Source organism: Streptomyces sp. NPDC096311 (assembly GCF_044763085.1).
Taxonomy (GTDB): Bacteria; Actinomycetota; Actinomycetes; order Streptomycetales; family Streptomycetaceae; genus Streptomyces.
The window spans coordinates 210,324-227,373 of the sequence record NZ_JBIWFN010000015.1 but is presented as its reverse complement, the minus strand read 5'-3'; the positions used below and the strand labels follow the sequence as shown (position 1 = coordinate 227,373).

At 70.5% G+C, this 17,050-nt stretch carries 13 protein-coding genes; 4 read left to right on the top strand and 9 right to left on the bottom strand.

Annotation, left to right across the window (positions count from 1 at the left end; all coding sequences use genetic code 11):
* Positions 1 to 34 precede the first annotated feature (34 nt).
* The 7 genes from ACIRA5_RS34460 to ACIRA5_RS34430 all read right to left on the bottom strand — a co-directional run bounded on the left by ACIRA5_RS34460 (position 35) and on the right by ACIRA5_RS34430 (position 7,819).
* Positions 35 to 703 (bottom strand): response regulator, encoded by a 669-nt coding sequence (locus ACIRA5_RS34460; RefSeq protein ID WP_403697664.1) that lies wholly within the window; start codon positions 701 to 703, stop codon positions 35 to 37.
* Positions 700 to 1,890, bottom strand: a complete 1,191-nt coding sequence (locus tag ACIRA5_RS34455; protein WP_403697661.1) for a sensor histidine kinase — start codon at positions 1,888 to 1,890, stop codon at positions 700 to 702. Before ACIRA5_RS34455 ends, ACIRA5_RS34460 begins: the two co-directional genes overlap by 4 nt.
* On the bottom strand, positions 1,890 to 2,690 hold the full coding sequence (locus tag ACIRA5_RS34450; RefSeq protein ID WP_403697660.1) for an ABC transporter permease subunit: 801 nt from the start codon (positions 2,688 to 2,690) through the stop codon (positions 1,890 to 1,892). Before ACIRA5_RS34450 ends, ACIRA5_RS34455 begins: the two co-directional genes overlap by 1 nt.
* Positions 2,687 to 3,628, bottom strand: a complete 942-nt coding sequence (locus ACIRA5_RS34445; RefSeq protein WP_403697657.1) for an ABC transporter ATP-binding protein — start codon at positions 3,626 to 3,628, stop codon at positions 2,687 to 2,689. The genes ACIRA5_RS34450 and ACIRA5_RS34445 overlap by 4 nt, the downstream gene beginning before the upstream one ends.
* Before the next feature lie 383 nt (positions 3,629 to 4,011).
* On the bottom strand, positions 4,012 to 5,442 hold the full coding sequence (locus tag ACIRA5_RS34440) for an MFS transporter (protein ID WP_403697654.1): 1,431 nt from the start codon (positions 5,440 to 5,442) through the stop codon (positions 4,012 to 4,014).
* A 188-nt stretch (positions 5,443 to 5,630) separates the two neighbouring features.
* Positions 5,631 to 6,518 carry a catechol 1,2-dioxygenase gene (locus ACIRA5_RS34435; RefSeq protein ID WP_403697651.1) on the bottom strand — a complete coding sequence of 296 codons (888 nt, stop codon included), beginning with the start codon at positions 6,516 to 6,518 and terminating at the stop codon, positions 5,631 to 5,633.
* Between the two features lie 92 nt (positions 6,519 to 6,610).
* Positions 6,611 to 7,819, bottom strand: a complete 1,209-nt coding sequence (locus ACIRA5_RS34430; RefSeq protein ID WP_403697649.1) for a cytochrome P450 — start codon at positions 7,817 to 7,819, stop codon at positions 6,611 to 6,613.
* Positions 7,820 to 8,262: 443 nt separating this feature from the next.
* Between ACIRA5_RS34430 and ACIRA5_RS34425 the strand changes: the two genes are divergently transcribed.
* Entirely contained in the window at positions 8,263 to 8,898 is a 636-nt protein-coding gene (locus ACIRA5_RS34425; RefSeq protein WP_403697645.1) for a TetR/AcrR family transcriptional regulator, read from the top strand.
* 453 nt (positions 8,899 to 9,351) lie between these two features.
* Here ACIRA5_RS34425 and ACIRA5_RS34420 read toward each other — a convergent pair whose 3' ends face one another.
* Both ACIRA5_RS34420 and ACIRA5_RS34415 read right to left on the bottom strand, forming a co-directional pair.
* The gene (locus ACIRA5_RS34420; RefSeq protein WP_403697642.1) at positions 9,352 to 10,065 is read right to left on the bottom strand and encodes an SDR family NAD(P)-dependent oxidoreductase; all 714 of its coding nucleotides are present in this window, start codon (positions 10,063 to 10,065) and stop codon (positions 9,352 to 9,354) included.
* Positions 10,066 to 10,129: 64 nt separating this feature from the next.
* On the bottom strand, positions 10,130 to 10,960 hold the full coding sequence (locus ACIRA5_RS34415; RefSeq protein WP_403697639.1) for an alpha/beta fold hydrolase: 831 nt from the start codon (positions 10,958 to 10,960) through the stop codon (positions 10,130 to 10,132).
* A 347-nt stretch (positions 10,961 to 11,307) separates the two neighbouring features.
* On the opposite strand from ACIRA5_RS34415, the gene ACIRA5_RS34410 reads away from it, so the two are divergent.
* The 3 genes from ACIRA5_RS34410 to ACIRA5_RS34400 all read left to right on the top strand — a co-directional run bounded on the left by ACIRA5_RS34410 (position 11,308) and on the right by ACIRA5_RS34400 (position 17,025).
* Positions 11,308 to 14,145 carry a SpoIIE family protein phosphatase gene (locus ACIRA5_RS34410; protein WP_403697637.1) on the top strand — a complete coding sequence of 946 codons (2,838 nt, stop codon included), beginning with the start codon at positions 11,308 to 11,310 and terminating at the stop codon, positions 14,143 to 14,145.
* Positions 14,146 to 14,344: 199 nt separating this feature from the next.
* Positions 14,345 to 15,892, top strand: a complete 1,548-nt coding sequence (locus ACIRA5_RS34405) for a sugar ABC transporter ATP-binding protein (protein WP_403697635.1) — start codon at positions 14,345 to 14,347, stop codon at positions 15,890 to 15,892.
* A complete protein-coding gene (locus ACIRA5_RS34400; protein ID WP_403697633.1) occupies positions 15,889 to 17,025 on the top strand; it encodes an ABC transporter permease in 1,137 nt (378 codons plus the stop codon). The genes ACIRA5_RS34405 and ACIRA5_RS34400 overlap by 4 nt, the downstream gene beginning before the upstream one ends.
* Positions 17,026 to 17,050 lie beyond the last annotated feature (25 nt).

Here is a 17,050-nt window from a genome sequence, read left to right as displayed (position 1 = left end):
ACACGGCGGCCCGCGCGGTCTGAACGGCATCGCCTCACCCGTCGCTTGCCCTGACGAGCCCCGCCTCGTAGGCGAAGACGACGGCCTGTGCCCGGTCCCGTAGGTCCAGTTTGTCGAGGATCCGGCCCAGATGTTTCTTCGCGGTCGCCTCGGCGAGGTCGAGGGTGGCGGCGATCTCCGTGTTGGACAGCCCCTTGGCCACTTCGACGAGCACCTCTCGTTCCCGCGCCGTCAGCCGCTCCAGTCGGCGGTCCGCCGTCCGCGGGCCGCCGGGCAGCTGGCGGGCGAAGGTGTCCAGCAGCCTGCGGGTGATCCGGGGCGAGACGACCGCGTCGCCGGCCGCGACGCTACGGATCGCCGCCAACAGCTCTTCCGGCAGGGCGTTCTTCAGCAGAAAGCCCGACGCTCCCGCCCTGAGCCCGGAGAAGGCGTACTCGTCCAGGTCGAAGGTGGTCAGGATGAGCACCCGGGTCTCCGGGCGGTGCGACACGATGGACGCCGTCGCCTCGATGCCGTCCGTGCCGGGCATCCGTACGTCCATCAGCACCACGTCCGGCTTCAGCTCACGCGCCAGCCGGGCCGCGGTGGCACCGTCGCCCGCCTCGCCGACCGCCACCATGTCGGCCTGTGCGTCGAGCACCATCCGGAAGGCCATGCGCAGCAGCGGTTCGTCGTCCACCAGCAGCACGTTGATCGGCGTCATCCCCGCGCCCCCGTCAGATCGAGGCGGGCCACGACCCGCCAGCCGCCGTGCGGGCCCGCCGGGCCGGCCTCCAGCTCACCGCCGTACGCCGCCGCGCGCTCCCGCATGCCGTGGATGCCGTGCCCGAAGGACGCCCCGGGTTGCGAACCCGGCGCCGACGGCCCGTCGTCCGTGACCGTGACTCCCACTTCCTGCGCCGCGCACCGCACGCGTACCTCGGCCGACGTACCGTCCGGCGTGTGCTTGAGAGTGTTGGTCAGCGCCTCCTGGACGAGGCGGTAGACCGTGAGCTGGGCGGCGGCGGGCAGCGGTGTCGCATCCCCGGCCACCTCCAGTCGGACCGGAAGCCCCGCCGCGCGGACCTGCTCGGCCAGTGACTCCAGTTCGGCGATGTCCGGCACGGGGTGACGCAGGGCGTCCGTCTCGTCGTCGCGCAGAACGCCGAGGAATCGCCGCATGTCCGTCAGGGCCTGCCGGCCCGTGCCGGAAATCTGCCGCATCGCGACGGTGGCCTGGCCCGGGTCATGACGCTGGGCGAAGACGGCACCGTCGGCCAGGGCCACCATGACCGAGAGATTGTGCGTGACGATGTCGTGCATCTCGCGCGCGATCCGCGCCCGCTCGCCCGCGACGGCGAGCCGGGCCTGCTGATCGCGCTCATGCTCCAGCCGTACGGCCCGGTCCTCCAGGGAAGCCAGGTGGGCGCGCCGGATGCGGATGTTGGCACCCAGCACGGCGGCTGCCAGCGTCATCGCGCTCAGCGAGACGAAGCTCCACAGCTGCGGCTGTCGTGACGCCCAACGCAGGCAGGTGAGCAGGTTGCCCAGCTCCAGGACGGAGAGGGCCACCAGGGCCGGCCTCCAAGGGCGGTGAGCGGCGACCGTGTACAGGGCGACCAGCAGCGCGGCGTCCTCGGGCATCGGGCGGACACCGAACCCCCACTGCACGAAGGCGGCCGCCGCCATCACGCCGAACACCGCCAGCGGGGCCCGCCGTCGCCACACCAGGGGTACGACGAGGGCGAGTTGGAGCGGGAGCAGCACGGGTCGCTCGCCGAGTACGTCCGACAGCGAACGCACGGCGGGCGTCAGCATCAGTGCAGTCAGGGCGCTGTCCACCAGCAGCGTGCGGCAGGCGGTGAACGTCCTCACCGACGCCCGCACGTCGTGCCGTTCCCGCGGACTCATCAGGCGTCCCGGCGCTTCAGGACCACCGCTGCCGCCACGAGCGCGGCGACCGCGTACAGGCCGAACACGGCGAATCCGGTCCACGGCTGAAGCTGGTGCGCCTCGGGCGTCGTCTCCAGCAGGGACATGGCCGCGTTGCTCGGCAGGTACTGGTTGACATGGTCCGCCACGGACGACGGCAGCAGTTCGGCCAGCGACGGCAGTACCAGCATCAGCCCGAAGAAGGACGCGAGGCCGCCCGCCGTGCTGCGCACGATGGTGCCGATGCCCACGCTCAGGACGGCCAGCACGGTGAGGTTGAGGCCGACGCCCATGACGACCCGCAACACCCCCGGGTCGCCGATCGACACGCCGTGGTCACCGAGGATCGCCTGCCCGGAGAAGAACGCCACCACCGCGGCGGCCGTCATCAGCACCCATGTCATCGCGCCGAACATCGCGGCCTTCGCCCAGAGCACGGGCAGCCGTTTGGGTACCGCGGCCAGCGACGCACGGATCATGCCCGTGGAGTACTCGCCGCTGATCACGAGCACGCCCAGGACCCCGATGACGAACAGGGCCAGGTAGTAGCCGCCGATGCTGAGCTGGGTCGGGTTGAGCCTCGCCTGGTCGGCCGTCGACATGTGCGGCCAGCGGTTCGCCGTCACGGCCGTCAGGATCAGCCCCAGCCCGATCACCGACACGACGGCGGCGACCAGGGTGAAGCCGGTGGAGCGCAAGGTGCGCAGTTTGACCCACTCGGAGTGGAGGACCCGGGCCGGTGTGACCTGGCCTGCTGCGTCGATGGTCATGGTGCTCATGCCGCGCTCCCCACGGTTCCCGTCACGTGCGATACGCCGTATTCCACGGCGTCCTTGGTCAGCTCCATGAACGCGTCCTCCAGCGAGGCCTGGACCGGCCGCAGTTCGGCCAGGGCGATCGAGTGGTCGGCGGCGATCCGGCCGATGCGCTCGCTCGCCAGCCCCGCCACCTCCAGGGACCCGCCCTCGTCGGACGCCAGCGACACCTCCGGCCCGGACAGCAGGGTGCGCAGTCGCATGGCGTCCTGCTCGTCCGCGGTCCGGACGAACACCCGGTCCAGGCCCGCCTGCCGGGTGAACTCCTCGACCGACGTGTCCGCGATCATCCGGCCCTTGCCGATCACGATCAGGTGTTCGGCGGTCAGCGCCATCTCGCTCATCAGATGCGAGGAGACCAGCACCGTACGGCCCTCGGCGGCAAGGGACTTGAGGAGGTTGCGGATCCAGAGAATGCCCTCCGGGTCCAGGCCGTTGACCGGCTCGTCCAGGATGAGGGTGGCCGGATCACCGAGCAGGGCGCTGGCGATGCCGAGCCGCTGTCCCATGCCGAGCGAGAAGGCGCCCGCTCGCTTGCGGGCCACGGACCGCAGACCGACGATGTCGATCACCTCGTCGATACGGCGGCGCGGTATCCCCGTGGTGACGGCCAGTGCGAGCAGGTGGTTGTAGGCCGAGCGCCCGGTGTGGACGGCCCGGGCCTCCAGCATCGCGCCCACCTCGCGCAGGGGTGCCGGGTGGTCGGCGTAGGGCTTTCCGTTGACGGTCACCGAGCCGGACGTCGGCGCGTCCAGGCCGAGGATCATCCGCATCGTGGTGGACTTCCCGGCGCCGTTCGGGCCCAGGAATCCGGTCACGATGCCGGGGCGGACGGTGAAGCTGAGATCGTCCACGGCGGTCTTCTCGCCGTAACGCTTGGTGAGGGATTTCGCTGCGATCATGGTGTTTCCAGGGTGCTGGTCGGGATGTGTGGTGGGGCGTCCCTCACGCTAGAAAGCCTCGGTGCCCACCACGAGGGACCACGGGGCGAATCCCCCGGCGCCGGGCTACCACCGAGGAGGCATCGCCGTACCACTGGGGAGGTACGTATCGTCACGGCGCCGGTCACCGCGCCCGTCGCGCGGGAGCGCACTACCGCTCCACCGTCAGGCGGTGTGCGCTGCCCGGCCACGGTCGCGCCGTCCGGCCCGGAGGCTCCTCCCGTCACGAGCGCGGCGGTGTCTTCGAGGTACATCGCCGCTCCTTTCCTTCGAACGTTCAACCTGCGCCCGAGCAGTGCAGAACCCGCCTCTTCGGGCCCCGTGAGCGGGCGGTCCGTGGCTGGTCATGGGGTGCGCTGCCGCATGCTCTCGGCAGCTCCGAGGACCGAGGCCAACAAGGCCGCGCCCGCGGCGAAGAACAGGCAGATCACGTAGCCGTCCACGCTGGGGACACCGGTGTCCTTGATGACCTGCCCCGCGAGCACGGCGGCGGTGGCCGCACTGGCGATGCTGCCGCCGCCGGTGCGGACCAGGGCGTTGACGCCGCTGGCGATGCCGCTCTGGTCCATCGGGACGTGCTGCACGGCCATGGTCCCCAGGGCGGCGTACGCCACGCCGACGCCGATACCCTGCACTCCACTGAAGATCAGCAGGTCGGCACCGCTGTCGTGGTTGACCGCCAGCCAGACAAAGGCGAGCGCGGCGACGAAGGAGCCGAGGGCCATGGTCCGGGCCGCGCCCAGCCGGGCCTCCAACGGTCCGGCCAGCGCGGAGAAGACCAGCATGGTGATCGTGCTGGGCAGCATGTACAGGCCGACGTCGAGCACCGAGCCCGACAGCCCGTAGCCGACCTCTTCGGGGGTCTGGATGAACTGGGAGACGAGGCTGAAGGATCCGAACAACGCGAAGCCGAGCATCAGTGAGGCGATGTTGGCCGACAGTGATTGCGGCCCCGCCAGCAGGCGCAGCTGCACCAGTGGTTCGGCGACGCGCCGCTCCACCATGATCCACACGACGGCCAGTACCGCCGCGACGCCGAACAGGGTGACGGTCCGTCCGTCGCTCCATCCCCAGTCGTTCCCCTGGCTGATGCCCAGCAACAGCGCCACGAGGAAACCGGCCAGGAGGAGGGCGCCCACGATGTCGGGACGGCCACCGGCCCGTACTCCGGCTTCCTGGGTGAAGAGGATCACGAGAATCAGTCCGACCAGCGCCATCGCGGCGGAGATCCAGAACACCGGACGGTGCGTGTCGGTGTGCTCCGCCACCACACCGGTGACGAGCATGCCCAGCGCGCCACCCACACCCAGGGTGGCGCTGACCACGCCGATGGCGGCGGTGACCCTCTCCCTCGGGAAGGTGTCGCGGATGGTGCCGATGGCCAGCGGGATCACCGCCGACGACGCACCCTGCAACGCCCGTCCCGCGACCAGCAGTCCGAGCGAGGTGGACAGGGCGCAGATCACGGAGCCGACGAGGAGCACCACCATCGTCAGCATGATCATCTTCTTCTTGCCGTACATGTCACCGAAGCGGGACAGCAGCGGCGTGGCCACCGCTCCGGCCAGCAGGGTGGCCGTGAACACCCAGGCGACCGAGGAGACCGAGGTGTGGAACTCCCTCTGCATCCGCGGGAGCAGCGGAAGGACCAGGGTCTGCTGGAGGGAGACGACCAGGCCGGCCGAGCCGAGCGCGGCCAGGGTGAGGCCGGGCCTGCCGCCCGTCGGCCGTCCGATTCGGTCATCGACGGCCGCGGTGCTGGCGATGTCAGACACGGGATGTGTTCCTCCGATGGGGGAAGCGGGGTCCGGCGCCTCCCGTACACGACGGACAGCGCGGTGTTTCGGCGGCGGGAGGGTGTGAGTCCGGGAAGGTGCGGACCACCTGTTCCCCGGGTGGTTCGCAGTCCGAGGGCGGAGAACCTGCGACAGACCTCCGCGCTCTGCTGTGTCGGCGGTGCGTGTCAGACCGACGCGGGGACCGGGGCGGGCGCCGGCCGCAGGACGTGGTCGTAGGTGATGGCGCGGTAGGGCACACTCAGGCCGCGAGCCTCGTAGTCGGCCGGATCGTCGTGAAGTTCGCTCGTCTTGATCGCCGACAGCGGCATCGGGCCTTCGATGGTCGCGTTGACCAGGGGGTCACCGTCGAAGTACAGCTGGGTGATGAGCGTCTGCTGCCCCTCGGCCGAGATGATGTAGTGGATGTGCAGAGGGCGTACGCCCTCCAACCCCAGCGCATGGGCCAGATCGGTCACCGGGTTGCCCTCCTCGAGGCCGAGAGGCTCGATCCCCGGAGCGACGGTACGGAACTCGTAGTGCCCCTCTTCGTCCGCGATGACGCGCCCGCGCAGGTTGAACTTGGGGATGGCGGTGGAGTCGTTGGGGATGTTCAGGGGCAGGAAGTCCGCCGCCGACATTCCCGAGTAGACACAGTTGGCGTCCGGCTGCCAGACGTCCAGGATCGCGCCCGGAACGGGCTCGCCGGACGTGGACCGGACCGTGCCGGATACGACCACGGGGTCGCCCGGCTCGTCCGGCCGCATGGGCAGCACGCAGGGGCTCTGCAGCAACGGGGCGCCCGGGACGTGGGCCGGACCCTGCATCTCCCACTCGCTGGCACCGTCCTTCTCGGGGTGCGCGTAGGAGGCCCCCTCCGTGCCCTCCAGCACGGGCTTGATGAAGAGTGTGAGACCTGCTGTCATCAACTCCCCCGCATCGGCCGTCCTCTGGACCCAGCCCACCGTCTGCATGAGCTCCTCGGGGGTCACCTGGTGCTTGATGATCACGTCGCTGATGGCACGGCGGAGGTCACCGACAACGACCTGCAGCCTGGTCTGCTTGAGATGACTCATATTTATCCCGCTTTCCCCCAGCCGGGGGTATGGGTGGTTCGTGCGCGGTTGCGCCGAAAGGACTCTCGGTGGTGCGTCCACTCGGACTCCGGTCACCAGGTGACGGGCAGTTCGTGGACGCCGTACGCGGCCATCTCGTGCCGGAACCTCACCTCCTCCAGAGGAACGGCAAGAGCCAGGTCGGGCAGCCTGCGCAGCAATATGGGCAGGGCCACCTCGAGTTCGACGCGGGCGAGGTGCTGCCCGAGGCACAGATGGACGCCGTGTCCGAACGCGAGGTGCCCGCGCGTGTCGCGCTGGACGTCGAACGTGTCGGCGTCGACGCGGAAGGCCGTGTCACGGTTGGCGGCAGGCAGGTTGAGGGTCAGGATGTCCCCGGCCCGTACCTGCTGGCCACCGATGGTGAGGTCCTCGGTCGCCACCCGCGAGATCATGTCCTGGGCGATCGACAGGTAACGCAGCAGTTCCTCAACGGCGTTCGCGACGACTTCGGGATCGTCGGCGTCCCGGATCCGGGCGGCCTGATCGGGGTGCTCCAGCAAGGTCAGCGTGCCCAGACCGATCATGTTGGCCGTGGTCTCGTGCCCGGCGAACAGAATCGTGTGGCCGTTGATCGCCGCCTCTTCGCGGGTGAGTTCCCCGGTGGCGACATGCTCGGTCATCATGCGGCTGAGCAGATCGTCCGCCGGCTCGCGCCGCTTGCGGTCCAGCAGGTCGAGGAGATAGGCCATGAGCGCCCCTTGGGCTTTCTGCCTGTCCTCGACCGAGGCCTGCGTCAGGTTCAGCGTGCGCGCGTGCTTCTGGAAGAACTCGTGGTCCTCGTACGGCACTCCGAGCAGCAGCGAGATCACCAGGGAGGGGATGGGCAGGGCGAACTCCTGCACCAGATCCGCGGGTTGACCATTGCTGATCATCCGCTCGAGGAAATCAGCCGCGATCTCCTGGATCCGCGGGCGCATGGCCTCCGCCCGCCTGACCGTGAAGTCCCGGGTGAGCATGCGGCGACGCCGAGCATGCTCGGGGTTGTCCGTGCGCGGGAAGGATGCAGGCTGGTTCTCGGAGTGGGGGATGAGGTGGTCGAACCGCTTGGAGTCCGCGCTGATCCGCGGATCCGCCAAGACCGCCTTGACGTCCTCGTACCGGCTCACCACCCAGGCGGTGTTGCCGTTTCCCAGCATCACCCGCCGGAGCCCCTCGGCCGCACGCCAGTCGGCGTACTCGGCGGGCGGGTCGAAGGGGCAACGCTGGGAGCGTACGCCCGGGTAGTGGGGAAGATCCGTCCTGTCGGTCGTGATGCTCATGATGCTCCAGTGGGGGGATGTTGGAGGTTGTGCATCGGTCGGTTCCGTTGTCCGGGCCGGTCGGCGGCGTCAGGCCGCGGCCGTCCCGGTGAGTACCTCGGGCCAGGAGACGCCGGTCACCATCGGGGATCGATCATCACGGTGACCGGGAAACCCGCCAGCGGCTCGGACACCGAGCCGACTCCCAGGTCTCGCCTGCCACCTGCCCGATTCACTGGGCTCTCTCCTCTCGGACTGCGCCGACGTCGCCCTGAGGTGTCTTCCGCGTCGGCAGACATGACCGAGCCATTGATCGCCACCGTTCTCGCTCCAGTGCGTCGACACCTACAGCTTCGCACAACCAGTAGTCGACTTCCATTTGTACCGGGAGTCAACCCCCGCTTATCGGGTAGGCGGGGGTCTGCATGAATCGGGGGTTAACTACCGCTTGCTAGGCTTTCGCCATGTCCACCGAAGTTCCCGGGGCCACCCGACCTCTCCGTGCCGACGCCGTACGCAACTCGGAGAAGCTCCTGCGAGCCGCGCGGGAGATCTTCGCCGAGCAGGGGCCCGACGCACCCCTGGAGGACATCGCCCGCCGGGCCGCGGTGGGTATTTCCACGCTCTACCGGCACTTTCCCGACAAGGCGGTCCTGGTCCGGGCCGCTCTCACCCAGCACTACGCCGAAGAGGTGGCGCCGGTCATCGAGCAGTCCCTCAGCGACGAGGACCCCCGGCGTGGCCTGACCACAGCGGTGGAGGCCGCGGTGTCATCGGCGGCCCACCAGTACAACCTGCTGGCCGCGGCCAGGGTCTCGGGCGCCTTGAGCATGGAGACGACGACGCTCTTCTTCGACTCCCTGGCACCGCTCATCGAGCGGGGGCAGCGCGCGGGAGCCATCCGAGGCGACCTGACACTCGACGACGTACGACGCATCATGGTGATGCTCGTCGGCATCCTGTGGACCGTGGACCCCGTGACCGAGGACTGGCGACGTTACGTCCTCCTCGTCCTCGACGCCCTGTCGCCCGAGGGGGCCAGTCCCCTGCCACCTGCGAGTCCCATGGCGCTGGAACTGTTCGGCGAGCAACGCGTCTGACGCCTTCCGGTTTCCTGGAAGCAGCACCAGGCTGTTCGTGTCGGCCGGCGAGCGCCTGCCTTCCGCCGACCGGTGTTCTCGGCCCCGTCAACAGCCAAGAGCCGGACGGGACTTGTGAGCCGTCACGGCTCAGACGCGCCCACTGGCCACGTCATGGGCCACCCGGCCCAAGTCCGTCAGGGAGTAGTCGACGTGAGGCGGGATGCGCCCACCAGCCGGATCACAACGGGGCGCACATGGCGCACGGCGCCGAGCCTCTACCGGGGCATCGGAAACTTCACAGTCCGTACGCGTCCGACGATCACGATCCATGCTCCGCATACGCACGGTGAGCGGCCCGCGTACCCGGTCCGCGCCGCCCGTGGGGCGGGGACGGGGACGGCAAACGACCCAGCCCTCGTCCGGCTCGACTGAGGGATTCCGGTTGACCGCAGAGGCCCGGCACATCGCCGCTCAGCGCCCCGCGCTCTGGCCCCCGTCGACGTGCAGGATCTCTCCGGTGACGAACGAGGCGCTCTCGAGGTACAGGATCGCGTCGACCACGTCGTGGATCTCGCCCACCCGGCCGATCGGCTGCAACCCGTCGAGAGCCTCGTACTCCGCGGCCAGGTGCATCGGGGTGCGGACGGTGCCGAGCGCGACGGTGTTGACCCGGATGCCGCGTGTCGCGTACTCGATCGCCAGCGCCTTGGTGACCGCGTTCAGCCCACCTTTGGTCAGCGAAGCGAGCGCTGCGGACACCCGCGAGTCGGCGCGGTCGACCAGGGTGGTCGAGATGTTCACCAGGTGGCCTCCGCCGGCCCGCGAGAGCATGGCGGCGACGGCACTGCGGGAGACCTCGAAGAAGCCGCGCAGGTTCACCCCGGCCACGGCGTCGTAGTCCTCGTCGGTGTATTCGGTGAACGGCTTGGCGATGAAGATTCCGGCGTTGTTGATCAGCGTGTCGATCCGGCCGAACCGCCCGAGAGCCGCGTCGACGATGCGGGCGCCGACGCCCGGCTCGGTCACATCGGCCCGCACGGCCAGTGTCTCGGGGTCGCTGAAGTCGCCGATGGACCGGGAGATCGCCACGACCCCGTAGCCGAGCTCGCGGTAGGCGGTGACAAGGGCGGCGCCGATGCCCTGCGAAGCGCCGGTGACGAGGGCGACCTTCTGCACGGTGTTCACGATGCGAGGAGCACCTCCTTCTGTCTCGGCGGCGAGTCCTGCCGCTGCCAGGCCGGCCGGTGCATCAGTACGCGCGGTTCGGCCGTTTGCGGCCGAGGGTGACGAGTCCCGCACCCGCGATGAGCATCGCACCGGCGGCACCGGCGAGGCCGAGCGTGGGGAAGCCCGTTCTGGCCATGGACGGCCTGGTGTGGGATGACGTGGGAAGCGGCTCGGCGGCTTCGAAGCGCTCCGTATCGGGCGCTGTCGCCTTGTCGTGGGTGGCGGCGGCCGCCCAGGACGGGATGGTCCTCCACGCGGCGGAAGTCGCCTTGTCGTTGAAGGCCGAGGCGGCGATCGGACGTGGGGTCGCGGCCATCACCGAGGTCGTCGTCCGGGGGACGTCCGCGGCGAAGACCGCGTGGAACTTGTCAGGAGCGAGAAAGAGATCCGTGCCGGTGGTGCCGTCCATGTTCCGGAAGGGCACCTGCTTGAGAGCGGGGTTGAGCGCGCCGCCGGGGAACCTGGCGGCCAGTTGGCCGAGGGCTTCTCCCTTGCCGGGCATGAAGGCGCAGACGTGGACGAGCGCTTTGACGCCGGGGTTGCCCATCGTGGCCTGGCTGATCACCGCGCCGCCGTAGGAATGGCCGACGAGGACGAGGAGGCCCCGGACCCTCCGCAGGACCGCAGGCGCTCGACGACCGTGTTCCAACGGGAGGCGTCGGCGAACGCCCCGTGCGCCGGCACCACGGTCGGTCTGCCGTCGGCAGAGCGGACGTCGCTGCCGGGGGCCTGCAGGCCGGCCGGCCGCGACAGTGGGCGGTGAGGCGGCCAACGCCGCCGCGCTCAGCAGCACGGCGACGGTTCCGCGTATGCGACGTCGTGGAGGCCGGGACGCAGAGATGCACGACGTCATAGCTGCTCTCCTTCCGAGGACGGCGGGATGTACGTCAGCCTGCCCTGGCTGCGCCGCACGCGCGCTCAAGGAGAAGCAGACGAGTGATGGCCTGGCCCGGTCGGGTGCCGTCGGCGTGTAGGACGCGGCGTCCAGGTCCCCGGTGTCCTGGTCCACGACGGACAGCATCCCGTCCACGCCTCCGATACAACCCCTGCGGTCACAGCGCGGACGAGCTGTCATAAATCATGGCAAATATCCCCAATAACAGCATTCTCGGTATTCTTGTGTATAGCAGGTGATTTTCGGCGAATGGACTGTCGAAGGCGCGAGTGAGGCGAAGCGTGGTTCTGGCCGGCAGGGAACCCATGCCGACGGGGCGCGCGACAGGCGGCACAGGGCCTGCCCGTTCCCGTGAGCGGTTTCTTCAGGGTGAGCCCGTCGAGGCGGGCGTGCGCACATCGATCCTGAGTTCGTGGCAGCGCAGCCGCTCCCTCGGCCTCTCGCCGGACCAGGCCGACCTGCCCTTCCACGATGATTTCGACCGGGACGCCCGGATCGTCCGCGCGGCCGTCCCCGTGCTCGACCGGCTGCAGGCCAGGTTCGCCGGCAGCAAGATGAACATCTCCGTGGCCGATGCGAGCGGCACGGTCCTTCTGCGCCGTTTCGGAGAGGTGTCGCTGGCCAGGAGCCTTCCGGCGTTTCAGCGCGTTCCGGGATTCGTGTTCGCCGAGCGGGTCGCGGGTACCAACGGCATCGGTCTCGCACTGGCGGAGCGGCAACTCATCCGGGTTCACGGTGCCGAGCACTTCGCCGAGCGCTCCCAGCGAAGCGCCTGCCGCGCGCTTCCCGTCCGCGATCCGCTCAGCGGCCGTATCGAGGGCGTCCTGTGCTTCGGCTATCCGAGCAGCTCCGAAGACCCCACGCTGGCGATCACGATACGCAGGGCGGCCCAGGCCATCGAACGGCGACTGCTGGGGCAGAGTTCCGCGCGTGAGCGCGCTCTGTTGCGGGCGTACCTGGACACCGGAGCCGCGGCCTCCGCCGGCCTTCACCACACCATCGGCGTGGACGAACTGGCCCTCGAACTGCATCCCCGCGACCGGGCGGTCCTCACGGAGAAGGCCGCCGAGCTGATCTCTCGCGGGCAGCGAGCCGCCGCCGTCGTGTCCCTGTCCGACGGTCGGCGGGTCACTCTCGTGAGCCGTCCGATGAGAAGCGGCTCAGGGGTGGAAGGCGTTGCCATCGAGGCCGTCCTGCCCGGCCTCGCACTGCGCGAGCCCCTCGCCGTCCCGGCCCAGGTCGCCGTACCGCCGGACTTCTCCGGCGGGCTCGCCGTGGTCACCGCCGTCCGGCCGCCCCGGCTCGTTCCGGCCGCGGCGGCCCCGGGGCGTCTGCCCGTCGCCGCGCTGTCCAGGCACCTTCCCGACATCGCCTACGGCCCGTTCGGCACCGTCGGCATGGGTGACACGGCGGACGATCACCTTGGCGCCCCGCCGCGGACACGAGGGCTCGTGATGGTGGGGGAACCGCGCGTCGGGACGTACGCCCTGGCCGCGCGCCGCCGTCTGGAGCTGCTGTCCGAGGCCAGCGCCCGCATAGGTACCACCCTGGACGTGCGTCGCACCGCGCAGGAACTCGCCGAGACGGCGGTGCCACGACTGGCCGACTTCGTCACCATCGACCTGCCCGAGGCCGTACTGCGTGGCGAGGAGTCCGCCGACCCCCGCACCGACCTGCACCGCACGGTGGTGCACGGGATCCGCGACGACCTTCCCTTCAGCCCGGTCGGCAAGCAGGTCGACTTCGGCCCGACCACACCGCAGATACGCTGTCTGACCAGCGGGGAGGCAGTGCTGGAACCGGACCTGAAGGCCGCTGCGGGCTGGCTCGCCCAGGACCCCGAGCACACCGAACGGCTGCTCACCGAGGTCCACTCCCTCATCGCGGTCCCCCTGGTGGCCCGCGGCGTGATCCTGGGCATCGCCAGCTTCTACCGTGCGCGGGACCCCGCCCCCTTCGGTGACGACGACCGCTCGCTGGGCCTGGAACTCGCCAGCCGTGCCGCCCTGTCCATCGACAACGCCCGGCGCTACACGCGCGAACGCACCATGGTCCTGACCCTCCAGCGCAGCCTGCTGCCGCACGATCTGCCCGACCAGGACGCCGTGGAGATCGCTCATCGCTATCTGCCCGCCGAATCCGACGTGGGCGGAGACTGGTACGACGTCATCCCTCTCTCCGGCACCCGTATCGGCCTCTTCGTCGGGGACGTCGTCGGACACGGCATGCTCTCCGCCGCCACCATGGGCCAGCTGCGCACCGCCGCGCGCAGCTTCGCCGAACTCGACTTCCCCCCGGACGAAGTCCTCACCCACCTCGACAACCTCGTGGGACGCCTGGACCGTGAGGAACCCGCGGCCGGTGCCGGTGTCATCGGCGCGACCTGCCTGTACGCCATCTACGACCCGACCTCGCAGCAGTGCACCATGGCCCGGGCCGGCCACCCCCCGCCCGCGCTGGTGCGGCCCGACGGCACGGTGTCGTTCCCCGACCTGCCCGCCGGGCCCCCTCTCGGCCTGGGCGGCCTGCCCTTCGAATCCGCCGAGATCCACCTCCCCGTGGGCAGTCGGCTGCTCCTCTACACGGACGGACTCATCGAGGACCGGCACCGCGACGTCGACGTGATCCTCGATCAGCTGCGCGGCGCCCTGGCCCACCCCGGGCACACTCCGGAGCAGACCTGCCAGGCGGTCCTGGAAACCGTCGCGCCCGCCCACCCCTGCGACGACATCGCCCTGCTCGTCGCCCGTACCCACGCGCTGGACCCGGGCCGGATCGCCGCCTGGGACCTGCCCGCCGATCCGGCCCGGGTCAGTGACGTCCGCGCCGCCGCCCTGCGGCAACTGGCCGCCTGGGGACTCGACGAGGCCGCGTTCGCCGCCGAGCTGATGCTCAGCGAGCTGGTGACCAACGCCATCCGCCACGGTGCCGGGCCCATTCGGGTACGGCTGCTCCACGGCCGCACCCTGATCTGCGAGGTTTCCGACGCCAGCAACACCGCCCCGCACCTGCGCCGGGCGGCCAGCACCGACGAGGGCGGCCGCGGCCTGTTCCTCGTGGCGCAGCTGTCACAGAGCTGGGGAACGCGCTATCTGCCCGAGGGCAAGGTCATCTGGGCCGAATGCGGGCTCGACGGCGCCTGAAGAACCGCGTGCGCGGTCCAGCGGACGCGACCGTCGGACAGAGGAGAGGCGAGCGCGGGACACGCGGATCGCCCGGGCGGCCCACTGACCCGCTGGAGTCACAGCAGCGCGCAGGATGTCTGAAATACTCAGATTCGCCCCACTGATGACGACGATGAAGGTCGGGAAGAACTCGCCAGACGACCCCTCGGAGATGTCCGTGCATGACGCTCCCGACACTTCCCCGAAGGACGTCCCGCCCTTGGGGGCGACGCCTCTGGTCCGCATCCGCGGGCTCGGCAAGCGGTTCGGCGGGACCCTCGCACTGGCCGGGGTCGACCTCGATGTCCACGCCGGTAGCGTCCTCGCCCTTCTGGGGCCCAACGGTGCGGGAAAGTCCACGCTCATCAAGGTGCTCGCCGGCGTCCACCAGGCCGATGCGGGACAGATCACGGTGGACGGGCACCCCCTCGGAAGTCATGGCGCCTCCCGCAGCATGTCCTTCATCCACCAGGACCTCGGACTCGTGGAGTGGATGACGGTCGCCGAGAGCATCGCTCTGGGCATCGGGTATCCCCGACGCGGCGGCCTGATTTCCTGGCGGCGGACCCGGGAGCGCTGCGCCGACGCCCTGAAAATCGTCGCCGGACATCTCGACCCCGACGCGCCGATCGCCCGGCTCTCCCCCGCCGAGCGCTCGCTGGTCGCCATCGCCCGTGCCCTGGCGGCACACGCGAAGCTCATCGTCCTGGACGAGCCCACCGCCCGACTCCCCGCCACGGACTGCGCCCGGCTCTTCCGCCTGCTCCACGCCCTGCGCGATCAGGGGCACGGCATTCTCTACGTCAGCCACCGGCTGGACGAGGTGTACAAGGTCGCGGACACCTTCGCCGTGCTGCGCGACGGCCGCCTCGTCAGCCACGGCCCGCTGGCGGGCCGGGGCCCCGCCCGTCTGGTGCACGACATCGTCGGCGAGGAACCGGCCGGCTACCGGCCCGCCACGGTTCCGGCCGACGGCCCGGCCGTCCTGACCCTCGACGGCGTACGGACCGCCGGCGCGGGACCCGTCAGCCTGGGCCTCGGGCCCGGAGAAGTCCTGGGCCTGGTCGGACTCTCGGGCGCGGGGCACATGGACCTGGGCCGAGCCCTCGCCGGTTCCCGGGCCGTCCTCGACGGGCGCGTCCTGCTCGGCGGTCAGCCGTACAGCCCGCGCACGATCGCCGACGCCGTCCGCCTCGGGGTGGGCTTCGTGAGCGGCGACAGACAGCGGGAGGGCTGCGCCGCCGAGCTGACGGTACGCGAGAACCTCCTGGCCAACCCCGCCGCGGGCGGCCTGTCGGCGCTGAGCTGGATCAGCCCCCGCCGCGAACGTGCCGAGGCAGCCGACCTGGTCGAACGGCTCTCGGTGCGACCCCAGGACAGCGAGGCCCCCCTCGCCACCCTGTCCGGCGGAAACCAGCAAAAGGTCGTGATCGGCCGGTGGCTCCGGGTCGGCCTGCGCCTGCTGATCCTCGAGGAGCCGACCGCGAGCGTGGACATCGGCGCCAAGGCCGCGGTCTACCGCCTGCTCGGCGACGGGCTGACCGCCGGCCTCGCGGTCCTGCTGATCTCCACCGACTTCGAGGAGGTCGCGGGCGTGTGCCGACGCGCCCTGGTCTTCGTCCGCGGGTCCGTGACGGCCGAGCTGAGCGGTCCGGACCTCACCGTCGCCGGGCTCACCCGGGCGGCGTCGGCCATGCCCCTCTCCGGAACCGCGACCCACCCATGACGGACTCCTCCCCATCCCGACCCCGGCCGCAGCGACCGAGGCCGCCGCGCCACCTCGGCCGACCGGGCGGGCCCCGGCGACCGCGCGGACCGGGCGGGCACCTCATCGGCAGGTACGGGCTCCTGGCGCTCACCGCCTTGCTCTTCCTGGTCTTCTCCCTCGCCCTGCCGCGTACGTTCCCCACGCTGGGCACCGTCGACTCGATCCTGTCCACCCAGTCGATCCCGGCCGTCCTCGCCCTCGCCGCCATGGTCCCCATCGTGACGGGCAGCTTCGACCTCTCCCTCGGCTACGGCCTCGGCCTGGCGCACGTCATGGTGATGCAGCTCGTCGTCAACAACGGCTGGCCCTGGCCACTCGCCTGCCTCGCGGTGATCTTGGGTGGAGCGGTCGTGGGCGTCCTCAACGGTGTCATCGTCGAGTTCGGCCGGATCAGCTCCTTCATCGCCACGCTCGGGACCGGCAGCATGCTGTACGCCGTGACCGGCTGGGTCACCGACGGTGGTCGGATCGTCCCAGGCCCGCAGGGCCTCCCCCTCGCCTTCACCGACCTCTACGACTCGATGTTCCTCGGCCTTCCCGTCCCCGCCTTCTACGTGCTCGCTCTCGCCGTCGCGCTCTGGCTGGTGCTGGAACGGCTGCCGCTCGGCCGCTACCTGTACGTCATCGGTGCGAACCGGCGCGCCGCGGACCTCATCGGCATCCCGACGCGCAGGTACTCCGTCTACGCGTTCACTGCGTCGGGACTGATCGTCGGCCTCGCCGGCGTCCTGCTCGCGGCCCAGCAGCAGATCGGCAACCCCAGCGTCGGCCTCGACTACCTGCTGCCCGCCTTCGCCGCCGCCCTCCTCGGCTCCACCGCGATCAGACCCGGCCGTCCCAACGCCATGGGCACCGTCGTCGCTGTCGCCGTCCTGGCCGTCGGCCTCACGGGCATCGGTCAGATGGGCGCGGGCTTCTGGACGATTCCGCTGTTCTACGGCGGCACCCTGCTCGTGGCTGTCGGTCTGTCCGGCTACTCCGCCCGCCGCCTTCGCACCGGCGCGGCGGCGGCCCGCGACTCGCCCGACGCGCCGCCTCCCCCACCCTCCTCCCCGACGCGCAACGGTGGTGCGGCGGGCACCGCTCCATGACCAGCGCCACGGGGACCACCTGTGT